The sequence below is a fragment of the Mesobacillus boroniphilus genome, from assembly GCF_018424685.1.
In the GTDB taxonomy this organism is placed as follows: Bacteria; Bacillota; Bacilli; order Bacillales; family Cytobacillaceae; genus Mesobacillus; species Mesobacillus boroniphilus_A.
In genome coordinates this window covers 1,406,453-1,422,842 of record NZ_QTKX01000001.1, presented here as the reverse complement: position 1 = coordinate 1,422,842, position 16,390 = coordinate 1,406,453, and the positions used below count along the sequence as shown (strand labels likewise).

16 protein-coding genes are annotated in these 16,390 nt (G+C 42.0%); 13 read left to right on the top strand and 3 right to left on the bottom strand.

From position 1 onward, the window contains the following. Positions 1-7 precede the first annotated feature (7 nt). Both DYI25_RS07200 and DYI25_RS07195 read right to left on the bottom strand, forming a co-directional pair. Complete coding sequence (locus DYI25_RS07200) at positions 8-610, bottom strand: PadR family transcriptional regulator (RefSeq protein ID WP_213367726.1); 603 nt, start codon at positions 608-610, stop codon at positions 8-10. Between the two features lie 411 nt (positions 611-1,021). Further along, positions 1,022-1,810: an HAD family hydrolase gene (locus tag DYI25_RS07195; RefSeq protein WP_213367725.1), complete on the bottom strand. Its 789-nt coding sequence runs from the start codon at positions 1,808-1,810 to the stop codon at positions 1,022-1,024. A 155-nt stretch (positions 1,811-1,965) separates the two neighbouring features. Between DYI25_RS07195 and DYI25_RS07190 the strand changes: the two genes are divergently transcribed. The 12 genes from DYI25_RS07190 to DYI25_RS07135 all read left to right on the top strand — a co-directional run bounded on the left by DYI25_RS07190 (position 1,966) and on the right by DYI25_RS07135 (position 13,889). Beyond that, on the top strand, positions 1,966-2,115 hold the full coding sequence (locus tag DYI25_RS07190) for a lmo0937 family membrane protein (protein ID WP_213367724.1): 150 nt from the start codon (positions 1,966-1,968) through the stop codon (positions 2,113-2,115). A 246-nt stretch (positions 2,116-2,361) separates the two neighbouring features. Continuing rightward, on the top strand, positions 2,362-2,991 hold the full coding sequence (locus DYI25_RS07185; RefSeq protein ID WP_213367723.1) for an NUDIX hydrolase: 630 nt from the start codon (positions 2,362-2,364) through the stop codon (positions 2,989-2,991). Between the two features lie 292 nt (positions 2,992-3,283). Further along, positions 3,284-4,108, top strand: a complete 825-nt coding sequence (locus tag DYI25_RS07180; protein WP_213367722.1) for a M55 family metallopeptidase — start codon at positions 3,284-3,286, stop codon at positions 4,106-4,108. A 55-nt stretch (positions 4,109-4,163) separates the two neighbouring features. Next, on the top strand, positions 4,164-5,096 hold the full coding sequence (locus DYI25_RS07175; protein ID WP_213367721.1) for an ABC transporter permease: 933 nt from the start codon (positions 4,164-4,166) through the stop codon (positions 5,094-5,096). Further along, positions 5,096-6,049: an ABC transporter permease gene (locus DYI25_RS07170; protein ID WP_213367720.1), complete on the top strand. Its 954-nt coding sequence runs from the start codon at positions 5,096-5,098 to the stop codon at positions 6,047-6,049. Before DYI25_RS07175 ends, DYI25_RS07170 begins: the two co-directional genes overlap by 1 nt. Positions 6,050-6,054: 5 nt before the next feature. Beyond that, positions 6,055-7,050, top strand: coding sequence for an ABC transporter ATP-binding protein (locus DYI25_RS07165; protein WP_213367719.1), 996 nt, complete (start codon positions 6,055-6,057; stop codon positions 7,048-7,050). Between the two features lie 61 nt (positions 7,051-7,111). Further along, positions 7,112-8,737, top strand: a complete 1,626-nt coding sequence (locus DYI25_RS07160; RefSeq protein ID WP_342032484.1) for a peptide ABC transporter substrate-binding protein — start codon at positions 7,112-7,114, stop codon at positions 8,735-8,737. Positions 8,738-9,092: 355 nt separating this feature from the next. Beyond that, the gene (locus tag DYI25_RS07155) at positions 9,093-10,013 is read left to right on the top strand and encodes a S66 peptidase family protein (RefSeq protein WP_213367718.1); all 921 of its coding nucleotides are present in this window, start codon (positions 9,093-9,095) and stop codon (positions 10,011-10,013) included. A gap of 19 nt (positions 10,014-10,032) precedes the next feature. Next, positions 10,033-11,139: a mandelate racemase/muconate lactonizing enzyme family protein gene (locus DYI25_RS07150; RefSeq protein ID WP_213367717.1), complete on the top strand. Its 1,107-nt coding sequence runs from the start codon at positions 10,033-10,035 to the stop codon at positions 11,137-11,139. Next, positions 11,126-12,055, top strand: a complete 930-nt coding sequence (locus DYI25_RS07145) for a C40 family peptidase (protein WP_213367716.1) — start codon at positions 11,126-11,128, stop codon at positions 12,053-12,055. The genes DYI25_RS07150 and DYI25_RS07145 overlap by 14 nt, the downstream gene beginning before the upstream one ends. Positions 12,056-12,057: 2 nt before the next feature. After that, positions 12,058-13,068 carry an ABC transporter ATP-binding protein gene (locus tag DYI25_RS07140; protein ID WP_213367715.1) on the top strand — a complete coding sequence of 337 codons (1,011 nt, stop codon included), beginning with the start codon at positions 12,058-12,060 and terminating at the stop codon, positions 13,066-13,068. A gap of 14 nt (positions 13,069-13,082) precedes the next feature. Beyond that, the gene (locus DYI25_RS07135) at positions 13,083-13,889 is read left to right on the top strand and encodes a serine hydrolase (protein ID WP_213367714.1); all 807 of its coding nucleotides are present in this window, start codon (positions 13,083-13,085) and stop codon (positions 13,887-13,889) included. Positions 13,890-14,033: 144 nt separating this feature from the next. On the opposite strand, the gene DYI25_RS07130 is transcribed toward DYI25_RS07135, so the two are convergent. Continuing rightward, a complete protein-coding gene (locus DYI25_RS07130) occupies positions 14,034-15,260 on the bottom strand; it encodes an MFS transporter (RefSeq protein ID WP_213367713.1) in 1,227 nt (408 codons plus the stop codon). Between the two features lie 246 nt (positions 15,261-15,506). Between DYI25_RS07130 and DYI25_RS07125 the strand changes: the two genes are divergently transcribed. After that, entirely contained in the window at positions 15,507-16,379 is an 873-nt protein-coding gene (locus tag DYI25_RS07125; protein ID WP_213367712.1) for a carbon-nitrogen hydrolase family protein, read from the top strand. Positions 16,380-16,390 lie beyond the last annotated feature (11 nt).

The window sequence follows — 16,390 nt, the reverse complement described above, 5'->3', positions numbered from 1 at the left end:
CAACCTCCTATTTGTCAGCTTTTAATGCAGATTCTCTCCGCGCAAGCTGTTTCTCACCTAATTTTTTAGGATCCTGCCCGACAGGCAGATTTTCATTCTTTATGGAAGCAAGGGCCTCTTGTATCCATTGAAGCTCGGCCTCGAGCTTTAATTCTGCGTATCGCATTGCCAGCATTCCAAGGCTGCTTATATAAGAAGTATTATTTTGCTTCCACTCCTTGACGTAATTTAAAATTTCCTGTGATTCCTTAGCTCTTGCTTGTAAATGGCCAGCCAGTATACTTAGATCCATTTCATCATGCCATGCACCGATTTTAATAAATAATTCATCCTTGATCGAAGGAGGCTCAGGACTTTTTTTTAACCAGATTTCTAACTCCTTCCATCCTTTTCCTGTCAGCTCGTAAAGCTTTTTCTTCCGGCCTTCTGTTTCAGATTCAATTACAGTTATAAAACCCTGTTCTACAAGCTTCTTGAGTTTTGGATACAGACTGCCGTAACTCATACCCCAGAAAAGTCCGGCTGCTTTATGCTCAAACTCAGCCTTGATATCATAACCGGTACTAGGACGGAAGCTAATCACTGCAAGAATCGAATGTTCAATTGACATGTTCATTACCCCTTAATAAATATATATCAAAGTGATATATCATTATGATATGTTATAAATATTTAAATGTCAAAAAAATGAAAACTGTTTTCTGGGTGGATTATTCGCTAATTTTTGTGCCAGTTTATTTAGGAAACATAGTAAGCGGAGGTGTCTTTATCGCATTATTTTATTGGAGAGCATCGGAAAACAAAAGGTGCAACCGGAAAATCAAATTTCATAGGCAAGCCTTCAAAAAAGGGTAGCATGGTAGGAAAAAAGGCGGATGTGCCTCGAACGGACGCCCTGCACCTAATAAGTCGCTATCCATAACTTAAACAAAATAAATGGAACCTCCAATGTGAGAGGTTCCATTTTTCATTAGGCCCTTTTGTAAACTTTGTTACGTTCATACCGATGCGAAAACAGCCTTCATTGCAATAAGCCAAGCGACTTCAAACCATTATAAATTCCTGAGGCAGTAACATCTGTCGTCCTATGCTTTGCATGCTGGAATAAGTCTGGATGGGCATTTCCCATGGCAAAGCCTTCTCCTGCAAAAGAAAGCATTTCTTTATCATTCATTCCGTCCCCGAAGGCAATAGAGCTTTCGCGTTCTATACCGAGTTTGTTTAACAAGAATTGAATGCCTGCACCTTTATTTACCGTATCACGAATGACATCAAAGCAATGCTGCATTCCCTCTACATTGACTTGTGACAAATGAATGCCATCATTGAACTGATATAGTGCGTCTCCATCATCTCCTGTAGTGATAATCGTCATGCCGAGAATATATTCGATGACATCCTCTGTAAAAAGATCATTCTGGCGCAAATGGAATTGCTGAAGGAAAGCTTTAACTAAATCGGAGTCAAGGTCAGTTAAAAAATTTTTTGAATCGGTATACAAGACAACCTCATGATTATTTTTTTTTGCTACCTCCAGGATGTATTTTACATCCTTAGTATCCATTGATTCGGCAAAAATCGTGTCCCCTTCATAAATGCCCAATGCACCGTTGTATCCTATATAGGAGGAGATGTGAAGTTCCTGCCCAAACTCTTTAATCTCATGAATCGGACGCCCGGTCGCCAGAACGACCTCAATATTTTGTTTCTTCATTTCATTGATGGCGACCTTAGTCGAATCCTCTATCGTATCATCAGGAGTTAAAATCGTTCCATCTATATCTAAGAATAATATTTTATACTTTGGCATAAGCTGTGCTCCTTAAATTGTTGTTATTATAGTGTGACATACCGAATTCATAGTTATCAAATATTTGATCAAACCCAATGCACCAGAGGCTTGTTTAATGAAAAAGGCAAGTGGGTAAACTTTTATTAAGAATACAGCGAAAGGAGACGATCCTAATGTTGTGGACTATAGCAGGAATATTGCTGGTGCTTTGGTTATTGGGGCTGGTTTTCGAAATCGCCGGCGGCATCATTCACATTCTGCTCGTAATCGGTTTAATCTTGATTGCATATAAAGCGATCAAAGGCCGAGCGACGGGATCATAATCTAATTGATTGGGCAGCGGCATTCGGTCGCTGCTTTTTCATTTTTTTTTAGACCCTGAGTCTTGTGGTACCCCAACAGAAAACTGCTCCTAGATATATTTCCTTCATAGGATATTAATAGTTTGCGCGCTAATATCAGTGCTTTACTAAATGTGCAGCTTAAAAAAAAGCCATTTTCTTTATTTTATAGTGGTCTTCATAATAGAATATAATACATACTAAAACAGGGAGAGTGGATGTCCAATAATGAATATAAACCAGATATCAAATAATTTATTGGGGCGGACACCCTCAATTTTGGGCCATGAACAGTTTATCAAATTCGCAGTTTTGCTGCCTTTAGTGGAAGTGAACGATGAAGTCCACATTTTATTTGAGGTGCGATCCCTGACGATGAGAAGACAGCCTGGAGAGGTTTGTTTTCCAGGAGGGAAGATAGAAAAGGGTGAGGATCCTCAAAAAGCAGCGGTCAGGGAAACCTCGGAAGAACTCGGCATAAAGGAAAGCGAGATCATCGATGTGTTTCCTTTGGATTATATGGTGTCTGCATTCGGCACAATCATCTATCCCTTTGCTGGAAGAATCAGTGATTTAAACGCCATCATTCCTAACGAAGCAGAAGTAGGGGAGGTATTTACTGTCCCTCTGTCCTTCTTTAAAAAAAACCAGCCCGACAGTTATAAGATCAACTTTCAAGTGGAACCAGAAGACGGATTTCCTTTTGATTTGATCATTGGCGGCGAGAATTACAATTGGCAGACAAGATCGATGGATGAATATTTCTATCGCTCGAATGGCAAGGTGATTTGGGGACTAACAGCCAGGGTGCTGACCCACTTTATTGAGCTGATGGAGCAGCATAATCTCAAAGATTAGGAGCGCATATCCTTGCGCTCTTTTTTCTGCCCATAAACCATTATCTTGATAAAACTGTTTAACAAACTCCCCGTGGTACTAGAAAGTGAATCGAAAAATCATATCCAATTCCATTTTTGTAAATAATTAAGAGGGAAATATTATTCTATGAATAATTTTATTGACAATTTACTACCAGTGACAAATCTCCTATTTACTTGAAAAAACAGAAATTAATAGGAAAAAAGGTTGCGATTGGTAGATTTATTATTTATAATTTTAAGATAATTATTCATAGAAAGTTGGTTAGAAAATGAAATTGTACATATCCGTGGACATGGAGGGGATTACTGGTCTGGTCGACCATACCCATGTGGACTCTTCTAAGCACAATTACGAACGAGGACGGAAAATCATGACGCAGGAAGCAAACTATGTGATTGAGAAAGCTTTTGAGACTGGCTGCCAGGAAGTCATCGTCAATGATAGCCACTCCAAGATGAACAACCTTTTAATAGAGGAACTTCATCCGGATACACAGTTGATTACCGGGGATGTAAAGCCCTATTCCATGGTCCAAGGGTTGGATGAGAGCTTTGGTGGAGCCGTTTTTGTCGGCTACCATGCAAGAGCTTCGATGAACGGAGTGATGTCGCATTCAATGATTTTTGGTGTTCGCCATATGTGGATCAATGATGTTCAAATAGGGGAGCTTGGATTCAACGCTTATGTAGCAGGTCATTATGGTGTACCTGTCATTATGGTCGCAGGGGACGATGGAGCTGCCCGTGAAGCAGAGGCATTAATTCCTAACATTACAACCGCCGTAGTTAAACAGTCAATTTCGAGGTCTGCAGCAAAATCTCTAACTCCAGTGAAAGCTGGTGAACTGCTCGCTGAAAAGACAGAGAAGGCTATTAAGAATCTGGATAAAATGAAACCGCTTACTCCTCCTGATAATCCTGTATTAAGAATTGAATTTGCCAACTATGGACAAGCAGAGTGGGCAAACTTGATGCCGGGTACAGAAATCGAAGAAGGGACCACGATTGTACGGTACCATGCTAAGGACATTCTTGAAGCCTATCAAGCTATGCTTGTGATGACAGAACTCGCAATGAGGACAGCATTTTCATAGAATGATTTTCCTCACCTCAAGAACTGACATAAAGACATGATAAGGATGTGAGTTAATGCTCCATTACATACTCAAACGACTGGGCTCGATGGCAGTGACCTTGCTGGTCATCATCACGCTGACCTTCTTCTTGATGCATTCAATTCCCGGTTCCCCTTTTAACGAGGAGCGGGCAACGAGCGAAGCCGTCCAAAAGAACCTTGAAAGTTTTTACCATTTGGATGAGCCTTTATACGTTCAATACTTTTTATACTTGAAATCGATTGCGACATTCGATTTCGGACCTTCTATTAAAAAATCCTCACAGACTGTAAACGAAATGCTTGGCAGGGGATTTCCTGTTTCATTCGAGTTGGGGATGATTACGCTGATCGTCGCTATTTTTTCTGGCATCCTCCTGGGAATCATTGCATCTCTCCGCCATAACGGCTTGATTGATTATCTAGCAATGACAGTAGCGGTAGTCGGTATTTCGGTTCCTAACTTTGTTATGGCCACCCTGCTGATCCAGCAGCTGGCTGTTACCTGGGAGATCCTTCCGGTTGCCACCTGGACAAGTCCAATGCATATGATCCTGCCGACTCTGGCACTCGCTACAGGGCCTATGGCAATCATCGCCCGCTTGACGAGATCCAGCATGCTTGAGGTTTTGACTCAAGACTACATACGGACAGCAAAGGCAAAAGGGCTGTCGCCTGTAAAAATCGTGTTCAAACATGCTTTAAAGAATGCATTATTGCCAGTTGTCACGATACTCGGCTCATTGGCGGCGAGCATACTTACAGGAACTTTCGTAATCGAAAAAATCTTTGCGATTCCAGGAATGGGCAAGTACTTTGTCGAAAGTATCAATCAACGTGACTATCCTGTCATAATGGGAACAACAATTTTTTACAGTACAGTTTTGATCATGATGCTTTTCCTTGTAGATCTCGCTTACGGCATCCTTGACCCAAGAATCAAGCTTCATAAAAAGGAGGGAAAATGATGGCTCTGCGAAAGCATCAGGAACCACCTGCAGTCTCGTCCATTCCTGACGACTGGTTTGTTCCTATTGAAAAAAGTGACTCGGAAGCAGAAGCTGTTGTCAGGCCAAGCCTGTCGTATTGGCAGGATGCATGGAGACGGCTCCTGAAAAACAAGCTGGCTATGATGGGATTATTCTTCTTATCTGTTCTCACCTTCATGGCGATTTTCGGGCCTATCATCTCTCCACACACTGTTGACCATCAGGATTTGGTCAATCAGAATCTTCCGCCGTCAAGTGAGCATTGGTTTGGAACCGATGAGCTCGGTCGAGATGTTTTTACCCGAACATGGTTTGGCGCGCGTATATCCTTATTTGTCGGCATAGCTGCTGCATTGATCGATTTTCTTATCGGGGTTATCTATGGCGGAATTGCCGGCTATAAAGGCGGCAGGACAGACCATTTCATGATGAGAATCATAGAGGTTCTATATGGCCTTCCATATTTGCTTGTTGTAATTTTAATCAGCGTAGTGATGGGTCCGAGCCTTGCAACGATCATTTTCGCCCTGACTATTACAGGATGGATAGGAATGGCGAGGATTGTCCGCGGCCAAGTCCTGCAGATCAAGAACTACGAATACGTTTTAGCATCTAAAACTTTCGGAACCAAAACCGGCAGGATCATCCGCAAAAATCTTCTCCCTAATACGATGGGGCCAATTATCGTTCAAATGACGCTTTCGGTTCCTTCGGCAATTTTTGCTGAAGCTTTCCTGAGCTTCCTTGGCCTGGGAATCCAAGCACCATTGGCCAGCTGGGGATCGATGGCAAGCGATGCATTGCCGGTCATTTTATCAGGTGACTGGTGGAGGCTGTTTTTCCCGGCATTCTTCATTTCATTGACAATGTTTTCGTTTAACGTATTAGGTGATGGGCTTCAGGATGCACTTGACCCGAAGCTAAGGAGGTAAGCACCATGGAAAAAGTACTGGAAGTAAAAGACCTTCATGTTTCATTCAAAACATACGGCGGCGAGGTAAAAGCTGTCCGTGGAGTAACTTTTGATTTACATAAAGGGGAAACCCTCGCGATTGTAGGCGAGTCTGGTTGTGGCAAGAGCGTAACTTCTCAAAGTATCATGAGACTGATTCCGGAACCGCCTGGAAAGTTTGATGGTGGTTCAATTCTCTTTAAAAACAAGGACCTGACAAAATTAAAGGATTCTGAGGTGCGAAAGATTCGCGGGTCAGATATTTCGATGATCTTCCAGGATCCGATGACTGCGCTGAATCCAACTCTGACAATTGGTGACCAGCTGACAGAGGGAATATTGCAGCATATGAAGCTTACAAATGAACAGGCAAAGAAAGTGGCGATTGAAATGCTTGACCTCGTCGGAATTCCAAGCCCACAAGTCCGGCTGAAGCAATACCCACATCAATTCAGCGGCGGGATGAGACAGAGGATAGTCATAGCTATGGCGCTGGTCTGCCAGCCGGAGGTGTTGATTGCAGACGAGCCGACAACAGCGCTTGACGTGACAATCCAGGCGCAGATTTTGGAATTGTTCCGTGATATTCAGACAAAAACAGGCGTCTCGATCATCCTGATCACTCATGATTTAGGGGTTGTTGCACAAGTCGCTGATCGAATCGCCGTCATGTATGCTGGTAAAATCGTCGAAACAGGTACAAGGAGAGAGATTTTTTACAATCCACAGCATCCGTATACGAAAGGGCTATTGAACTCTGTCCCACGTTTGGATGTTGACGGTGCTGAGCTAATACCGATTGGCGGGACACCGCCAGATTTATTCTCTCCACCAGTTGGGTGTCCGTTTACAGCCCGCTGCCCATTTGCAATGGAGGTTTGTGACAAAGTTTATCCAGCAGGAACAAAGCTTTCCAATAGCCACGGTGTTGACTGCTGGCTTCAGGATGAGCGAGCACAAAAACTGCTCGCAAGCAGGTAATGTTCAATCAGGCTATTGCCTTTTTGATATATATATCAGACCAACTTAAGGGGGAAACAGAGTGAAGAAATTATTAACCATGCTAATGGCAACATTGCTTGTGTTCACAATGGCGGCTTGTACTGCAACTGACAACACAGGCAAAGAAACAGACGGAAAAGACAATGGTGAAAAAGGCGAGGAAAAGGTTCTTTACCTCAACAACGGACAGGAACCAACATCCTTTGACCCGCCAATCGGTTTCGACTCAGCATCATGGAACGCTTTGAACAATCTGATGGAAGGTCTTACACGTCTAGGAAAAGACCATCAGCCAGAAGCGGCAACTGCAGAAAAGTGGGATGTATCTGAAGATGGTAAGACATACACATTCCACATCCGTGAAGAGGCAAAATGGTCCAATGGTGACGATGTCACAGCAAATGATTTCGTATTTGCATGGAAGCGACTATTAGATCCGGCAACGGGTTCAGCAGCTGCTTTCCTTGGGTACTTCATTGAAGGCGGAGAGGAATTTAACAGCGGAGATGGTTCTGCTGACAACGTAAAAGTAAAAGCGGTTGACGACAAGACTTTTGAAGTTACTTTAACAAGCCCGCAGGCATATTTCTTAAGTGTCATTGCAAATCCGGCATTTTTCCCGATCAATGAAAATGTTGCGAAGGAAAATCCGGAATGGTTTTCTGAAGCTGAATCATTCGTGGGAAATGGACCATTTAACCTTGCTAGCTGGGAGCATGACACAAAATTCGTCATGAAAAAGAACGATCAGTATTGGGACGCGGAAAACGTAAATCTTGATCGTGTCGAATGGGCAATCGTGGATGACACAAACACTGAGTATCAAATGTATCAAGCTGGGGATTTGGATGTTTCCGATGTACCTGCTGAATTAAGTGATAAGTTATTCGAAGAAGGAAAGGTACAGGTTGAAGATCAGGCAGGAGATTATTTCTACCGCTTCAATGTAACAAAAGAACCGTTTCAGAACGTGAATATCCGTAAAGCATTCGCACTTGCTGTTGACCAGCAAAAGATCGTTGACTTTGTTACAAAGAACAAAGAAAAAGCTGCTTATGGATTTGTTTCTCCGGGATTCCAGGATCCGTCAGGCAAGGATTTCCGTGAAGTAAACGGAGATTTCAACAAAACAGATGTAGAAGAAGCAAAAGCACTGTTAAAGAAGGGAATGGCAGAAGAAGGTTACACTGAACTTCCAGAAGTAACCCTTACGTACAGCACTAGTGATGTCCATAAGAAAATCGCTGAAGCATTGCAGCAAATGTTCAAAGAAAACCTTGGCGTAGAAGTAAAGCTTGCGAACATGGAATGGAACGTTTTCGCGGAAGAACAGAAAGCACTGAAGCACCAGCTTTCACGCAGTTCATTCCTTGCTGACTATGCTGACCCAATCAACTTCCTGGAAAACTTCCAGACTGGACACTCCATGAACCGTACTGGCTGGGGCAATCCGAAGTATGATGAGTTGATTCAACAAGCAAAGAATGAATCTGACGAAGCAAAGCGTTTTGACTTAATGTATCAGGCAGAGAAGATTTTGTTTGAAGAAGCACCAATATTCACTGTTCACTACTATAACCAGGTTTATCTTCAAAATGAAGCGGTTAGCGGTGTTGTACGCCACCCAGTAGGATACCTTGAACTTAAATGGGCAGATAAGAATTAATCATTCTAAGAAAGAGGTGTTCATCTTGGAACACCTCTTTTTTTACTAGTACATACTCTTCAATAATATTTTATTTATAACATAAGATTATATTTTGGGGCAAAGCAGAGCGGTTGCTTTTACCTAAAAGATCCGGAGGACTGATTTTGGGGCAAAGTAGTGCATCTGCTTTTACTCAAAATGGTCAGGGAACTGAATTTAGGGCAAAGCAGTGCGTCTGTTTTTACCCAAAATTATCCAGTAACTAAATTTCGGACAGAGCAGGGTTTTTGACTTTATCCGTTGCGTCCATGAAGTAGGCAATAAAATAATTATGTCTACTTCAAAAAATGATAATATTAGGGAGTCGATTGAAATGACAATGAAGGCCGATCGTCTAAAAAAAGGGGATACCGTGGCAGTCATAGCACCAGCGAGTCCTCCTAATAAAGAAAACCTTAAGCGAGGCTTAAAATTCGTCGAAGATTTAGGCCTCAATTATAAATTAGGGAAATCATTGTATGCTGAATATGGTTATCTAGCCGGCAATGATGAGGATAGATTAGCCGATCTGCATGAAATGTTCATTGATGAGGAAGTAAAAGGAATAATTTGTGCTGGCGGCGGATATGGCACTGCTCGTATTGCAGCAGCTATAGATTATGAAGTAATCAAAAATAATCCTAAAATATTCTGGGGATACAGTGATATTACATTCCTGCACACTGCAATCAGGCAAGAGACAGGACTGGTAACTTTCCATGGTCCAATGCTTGCTTCAGATATTGGCAAAGAAGAGGCCAATCAAATTTCCAAGGATACATTCCAACAATTGTTTGCCTCGACAGACTTGAATTATAGTTCAACCATTTCACAGATAGAAGAACTGGTTCACGGATCGGCCGAAGGTTCATTGGTTGGCGGAAACCTCTCGCTTCTTTCAAGCACTATGGGCACAGCATTTGAAATTGATACAGAAGGTAAGATTCTGCTTATTGAAGACATTAATGAAGAACCACGGGCTGTAGACCGGATGCTGAATCAGCTGTATATGGCTGGCAAGCTGCAGGAATCAGCGGGGATCATTATTGGAGACTTTAATAACTGCGTGCCAGATAGAGAGCTGTCTTTAACCCTGGAAGAAGTAATTGACCATTACATTAAACTTGCAGGCAGGCCGGCACTCAGAGGGTTCAAAATGGGGCATTGCTCCCCGCACATTGGAGTACCACTCGGGGCGGTTGCCCGCATGAATACCGAAGAAAAAACGCTTTTTGTCGAGAGCGGGATCAAATAGAACCAAAGGAGATAGAGTGATGATTATTGAAAAAATCGAGACATTCCGAAATGCTGTCCCTTTGAAAAAGCCATTTAAAACCGCACTCCGTACAGTCACTGTAGCTGAAGCAATTTTTGTGAAAATCACCTGTGATAACGGGATTGCAGGCTGGGGAGAAGCACCGCCTACATTGGTTATTACAGGGGACAGTCTCGTAAGTATTGAGGGTGCAATAAATGACGTGATCGGACCGTTCTTATTAAAAAAGAATCTATTGAACTATGAAGCTATATTCCAGGGTTTAAGAACGATCCTTGTTAACAATACTAGCGCAAAGGCAGCCGTTGATATGGCACTATATGACTGTATCTCGCAAAATTGCAGCCTTCCGCTCTATCAATTCCTTGGAGGCTACAGAAACGAAATAGAAACTGATTTTACCGTAAGTGTCAACAGTCCTGATGAGATGGGCGAAGATGCTATTAATTATGTAAGCAATGGATTCAATGTACTTAAGGTTAAGGTAGGAATTGGTGATATCGCAACTGACATTGCGAGGATTCAGGAAATCCGCCGCAAGATTGGAAAAGATATTAAAATTCGGCTTGATGCGAACCAGGGATGGAAACCGAAGGATGCAGTCAGGGCGATCCGAAAAATGGAGGACCTTGGACTTGATATCGAGCTGGTTGAACAGCCAGTTAAAGCAGAAGACCTGGATGGTTTAAAGCAGGTAACTGATTCAGTAGATACATTAATAATGGCTGATGAAAGTGTATTTTCACCTAAACAGGCATTTGAGGTGATCAGCAGGAGAAGCGCAGACCTAATTAATATTAAATTAATGAAGTCTGGCGGAATTTATCAAGCACAAATGATTAACCAAATGGCTGAAACTGCTGGGATTGAATGCATGGTTGGCAGCATGATTGAAACTAGGCTGGGGATAACAGCTGCTGCCCACTTTGCTGCAAGCAAGAAAAACATCACACGTTTTGATTTTGATGCGCCATTAATGCTTGCAAAAGAAGCTGTTTCAGGCGGAATAAAGTATAATGGTAGAAAAATTACACTTCCGGACCAGCCAGGTCTTGGTATAGAACAGGTTCTTTCAGAAGGAGGAGATTACAATGGAAAGCAATAATATTTGGCTCGTCAATGTCCCTGTGGCGACTTTGTGGACTTCCCATGATTCAGCGAGGGAAATCGACATGAACGCAATTTCCGGTACCCTGAATATCGAAAAATGGCTTGAAGAACTTACATATGAGCCACGACTCCAATTGTGCGATGATAATTTGGTTCAATCACAGGTCTTATTTGGACACGAGGTTTTAATTATTGATGAAGTGGATGAATGGGCACATGTGGTTGTCCCTGAACAGCCTTCCGGAAAAGACGGACGGGGATATCCTGGCTGGATTCCCAAAGACCAGCTGATACAGCAATCAGATTGGTATATCAAGCAAGGGCCTGTTGCGGTTATTACTAGTAAAAAAGCTTTGCTTTATTCAGAAAAAAATGAAAAGCTCATGGAACTAAGCTACCAAACGATTTTGCCTGTGGTGGAGGATATCGTCGACCGGATTCGCGTTAAGACCCCGACAGGAATAGGTATCCTAAGGGCAGAAGATGTTTCGGTCTTTCCTTCAGAAAAAGAAATCCCTAAAAGGAATGGGGCAGCAATCGTCGCTGCTGGAGAACAATTCCTTGGATTACCCTATCTCTGGGGCGGCATGAGCAGCTACGGGTATGATTGCTCCGGTTTTAGCTATAACATGTGTCTCGCCAATGGTTACATCATACCTAGGGATGCCCATGAACAGGCCGCCGCTGGTGAAGAAGTCGATTTATCCGACATTCAGCCAGGTGATTTTCTTTTCTTCGCCTATGAGGAAGGAAAGGGCAGCATTCATCACGTCGGCATCTATTATGGAGACGGCAAACTTCTCCACTCACCAAACACTGGTAAGAATATCGAGATCATTTCTCTAAAAGGAACAGTTTACGAAAAAGAACTCTGTGCAGCGAGACGCTACTGGATTGATACGGAGGAATAATTATGGAAAATGAAGTTTTATTAAGTGTAAGAGATTTAAAGAAGCATTTCACTATGGGTAAAAATGAAATCCTTAAAGCAGTTGATGGCATTTCATTCGATATTTATAAAGGCGAGACCTTTGGCCTTGTTGGGGAATCTGGATGCGGCAAATCCACTGCCGGAAGAACAATGATTGGACTTTATGACCGGACAGATGGAGAAGTTGTTTTCAACGGCAAAGACGTGCATTCGCTTTCGGAAAAAGAGAAATTCCAGTTCCATAAGCAGATGCAGATGATTTTCCAGGATCCATATGCTTCATTAAATCCGCGTTCTACGGTAAAGGAAATCATATCTGAACCGATGGAAGTCCATGGACTGTTTCCAAACCAAAAAGAACGCTTGGAACGAATTTATCAGCTCTTGGAAGATGTAGGATTGAATCGTGATCATGCTAACCGTTATCCCCATGAATTTAGCGGTGGGCAGCGACAGAGAATTGGAATTGCAAGGGCACTTGCACTTGATCCTGATTTTATCATTGCAGATGAGCCTATTTCCGCACTTGATGTATCAGTCCAGGCACAAGTCGTAAACCTGCTGAAGCAACTACAAGAAGAAAAGGGATTAACTTATCTGTTCATTGCTCACGACCTTTCAATGGTTAAGCAAATCAGCAACCGTATTGGTGTTATGTATCTTGGTCATATCGTCGAGCTCACAGCAAGTAACCAGCTTTACAATAAACCGCTGCATCCATATACTCAGGCCTTGCTATCTGCTATACCAATACCAGATCCTGATGTGGAAGATAAGCGGGAGCGTATCATCCTGCAGGGAGAACTGCCAAGTCCAATGGATCCGCCGAGCGGCTGTGTATTCAGAACCAGATGCCAGCACGCCATGGACATATGCGCCCAGAAGAAACCAGTGTGGCAGGAAATTGATAAAGACCATTATGTTGCCTGTCATTTATATGACGAACATTTAGATGAAAAAAATAAAAATGAAATGCTTGTCAATATCAGATAAGGAATAGAAAACCCATGAACATTGAAGAATTAAGAGATAAACTATCAAAAGAACTCGCTAGCTGCAAAGGCCGGGCGAGTTTGTTTTTGGAAATTGAAGGATTAACTATAGAATTTAACAGCAATGTAGTTTACCAGTCTGCTAGTTTGATAAAACTTCCGATATTATTCGAGGCTTTGAGACAGATTGAAGCAGGTAAGCTGCAAAAAGACAGTCTCGTGACCATTCGAGAAAGTGACAAAATTGGTGACACGGGAGTTCTTCAGGCTATGAAAGTCAAGCAGCTGCCAGTCGAGGATTTGTTGTCACTTATGATCATTGTGTCGGATAATTCGGCTACTAATCTATTGATTGATTTAATAGGGGTAAATTCAATTAATTCGACTATGTCCAGGATTGGAATGAAGAACTCTATATTGCAGCGAAAAATGTTGGATTTCCAAGCCATTCAATCCAGCAGTGATAACTTTACATCCGCAGCTGATATCGCATTATGCCTGAAAGAAGCTGTTGCTGGCAGGTTAATAAATAAACACTCCAGAGAGACGTTTCATTCGTTTCTCAACCAACAACAATTTAAAGAAAAGCTTCCAGTTTATATGGATGATACTCTATTAAAAATCGGGAATAAGACCGGGGAACTTCCCGGTGTCGAACACGATTGCGGTATTATAACCTATGGGAAGAAGCAGGCATTTATTGTTGTTTTGATTGATAGCCTTTCAGATCCGGAATCAGGAAAATCGACAATCCGACAGGTCGGGAAGCACATAAACAGCTTTATAGAAGGTGTTTCGACAGTATCTGACCATTTTTGCTAGCTTTCGATAACAATATGATATCAACTGCTAGCAATTTAATATCGTATCTTTAATGGAGTATTATGGATTGAATTCTCTTAAATAAAATGGGTTTCGTTGAAACAGCCAACTCCACCGTCCGGGACGATGGAGTTGGTTGCTTTTTTACACTGCTTTTTTCATTAATTTAGCTTTTTCTTGATCAACACTATATTTTAGGGACCATAGTAAGAAAAAGGTTCCGGCAGCTATATACATGATTCCGCCAAACATGCCCACCAATCTTGGATTAAGCCATTCCAGGGCTATGCCGGTAAAGAACATTGAGACACCGATGAAAGTATTCGATAACATGCTTGTAAGGCCAAAGTACATTCCATGCCATTTTGAAGGAATTGTCTCCATTGCTATCGTGTCAAGAAGTGTGTTGCCGATCCCGCTGAATACTGCAGTCATGCCAAATAGAACAGCGGCCAACCAGAAAGCTTTGGTCTGGCTTATCGTCGTTAAAAACAACCCTTCGCCTATGATGCATATGAACGAAAATAATAAAAACCTCTTTTTTATCATCTTCGTTAATAATGGACTGATAATTAAGCCCAGACCAAGAACACTGTAAAAGATGCCCACTCCCAAGTCAGCTTTTTCAAACGTTTCTACGGCATACACGCTTAATAAAACATTCTCAATCCCATTAATCAACGGGATGATAAGCTCAAACATCATCAACATAAACAGGAAGGATGAAGCCGCAATAACAGGCAGTAATTCACTGTACTTTTCATGATTTGGTTTACTGATTAATTCATTTTCATTCTTGCCATCAAGTGAAGGCAAGGTCGATAAAATCCAGCCTGCGACAAGAAAGGAGACTATATTAAGTAGAAATGCTGCTTTTGCCCCTAGAAAGTATGAGACAATCCCACCACTTAACGCTCCTATAACTAAAACAAATCCCATTAAAACCTGTTCCCAACCGTTAATTTCTTTTAGTGATTTTGAGGAAACTATGGCTGGGATGCTGGACTTCCTAATCGGTGAGTAGATAGCTTCTCCTGAGGCCAGCAGGAAGGATGCGGCATAAACAATCCACATTTCAGCCGGAGAGTTGACGGTAAGAAAAGACAAGGCTATAACCGCTCTTGATAAGTCCGTAAAGATCATAATTCTTTTTCTTCCGAACTTCCTTGCAATGGAGCTACTCAAAGTGCTAAAGAATAAAAATGGAATCATCCTGAGAGCCATTGTAATTCCGACTGACAGGCCAGAACCAGTCATTTGCAGTATTAAAGCCAGCAGTGCAACCTGGCTGAACCGGTCACCAATTCCATTGATGATCCCAGCGAGGAATAGTTTGCGGTAGGATTTTTCAAAGGTGAATGTTTTGAACATAGTACCCTCCATTACGGTTATCTAATTAGAATTTAATCTAATTAGATTGTATTCTAATTTACTGGGAAAAGGAACAAATTTTTTAATGTAAAAAAACCATGACTCAAGTTAGGTATTTCTAAAATTCTTGCCTAAGTTTACATAAAAATATATTCATAAAAAGCAAAATGCTATATAATGATTTTCGTATTTCCGAAAATTTGAATTCAAGATGAAAAATGTTTATTGATACAGGGGGAATGATGGATGAAAATGAGAGTTTCCGCAGTCCAATACCATCTTCACACGATCAGGTCGTTCGAAGAGTTTGCTCAGCAATGTGAGCATTATGTAAAAACAGCACAGGAGTATGGTTCAGAGTTCGTTTTATTTCCTGAGTTCTTTACTACTCAATTATTATCAATCGGCAGTGAGCAGGGTACGAGGCTGACCATCAATGAGCTCCCCGGTTTTACCGAACAATATCGAAACCTTTTCCAGAATTTCGCATTGAAAACAGGTATGCACATCATTGGCGGAACACATGTCGTTGCTCGGGAAGGCAAGCTCTATAATGTCGCGCACATGTTTTACCCTGATGGAAGGATTGTCGAGCAGGCAAAACTTCATATCACACCTACTGAGGTAAATGAATGGAATATGAGTGCTGGGGAAGATTTCAGGGTATTTGATACAAAAAAGGGACGAATAGCTCTACTGACTTGCTATGATATTGAGTTTCCTGAAATCGTAAGGATGGCTAAAGCAAAAGGTGCAGATGTTATTTTCGTTCCATCTTGTACAGATGACCGTCACGGTTTCCACCGTGTACGATACACAAGTCATGCACGAGCTATAGAAAACCAGATTTATGTGGTTTTGACAGGAACAGTAGGAGCACTGCCGACTGTTGATTTCATGCGAGCTAACTTTGGTCAGGCGGCAGTCATAACGCCGAATGATATACCATTTCCTCCTAAAGGACTTCAAGTTGAAGGTGAGCTTAATAATGATATGATTGTCACAGCAGACCTTGATTTGGAGCTATTGTACGAAGTACGCGAACGAGGTTCTGTCACTACATGGCGTGACCGCCGGACGGACCTTTATCCAGACTGGGAACAAGCAGAAAAAATTTAAAACGATAAGGA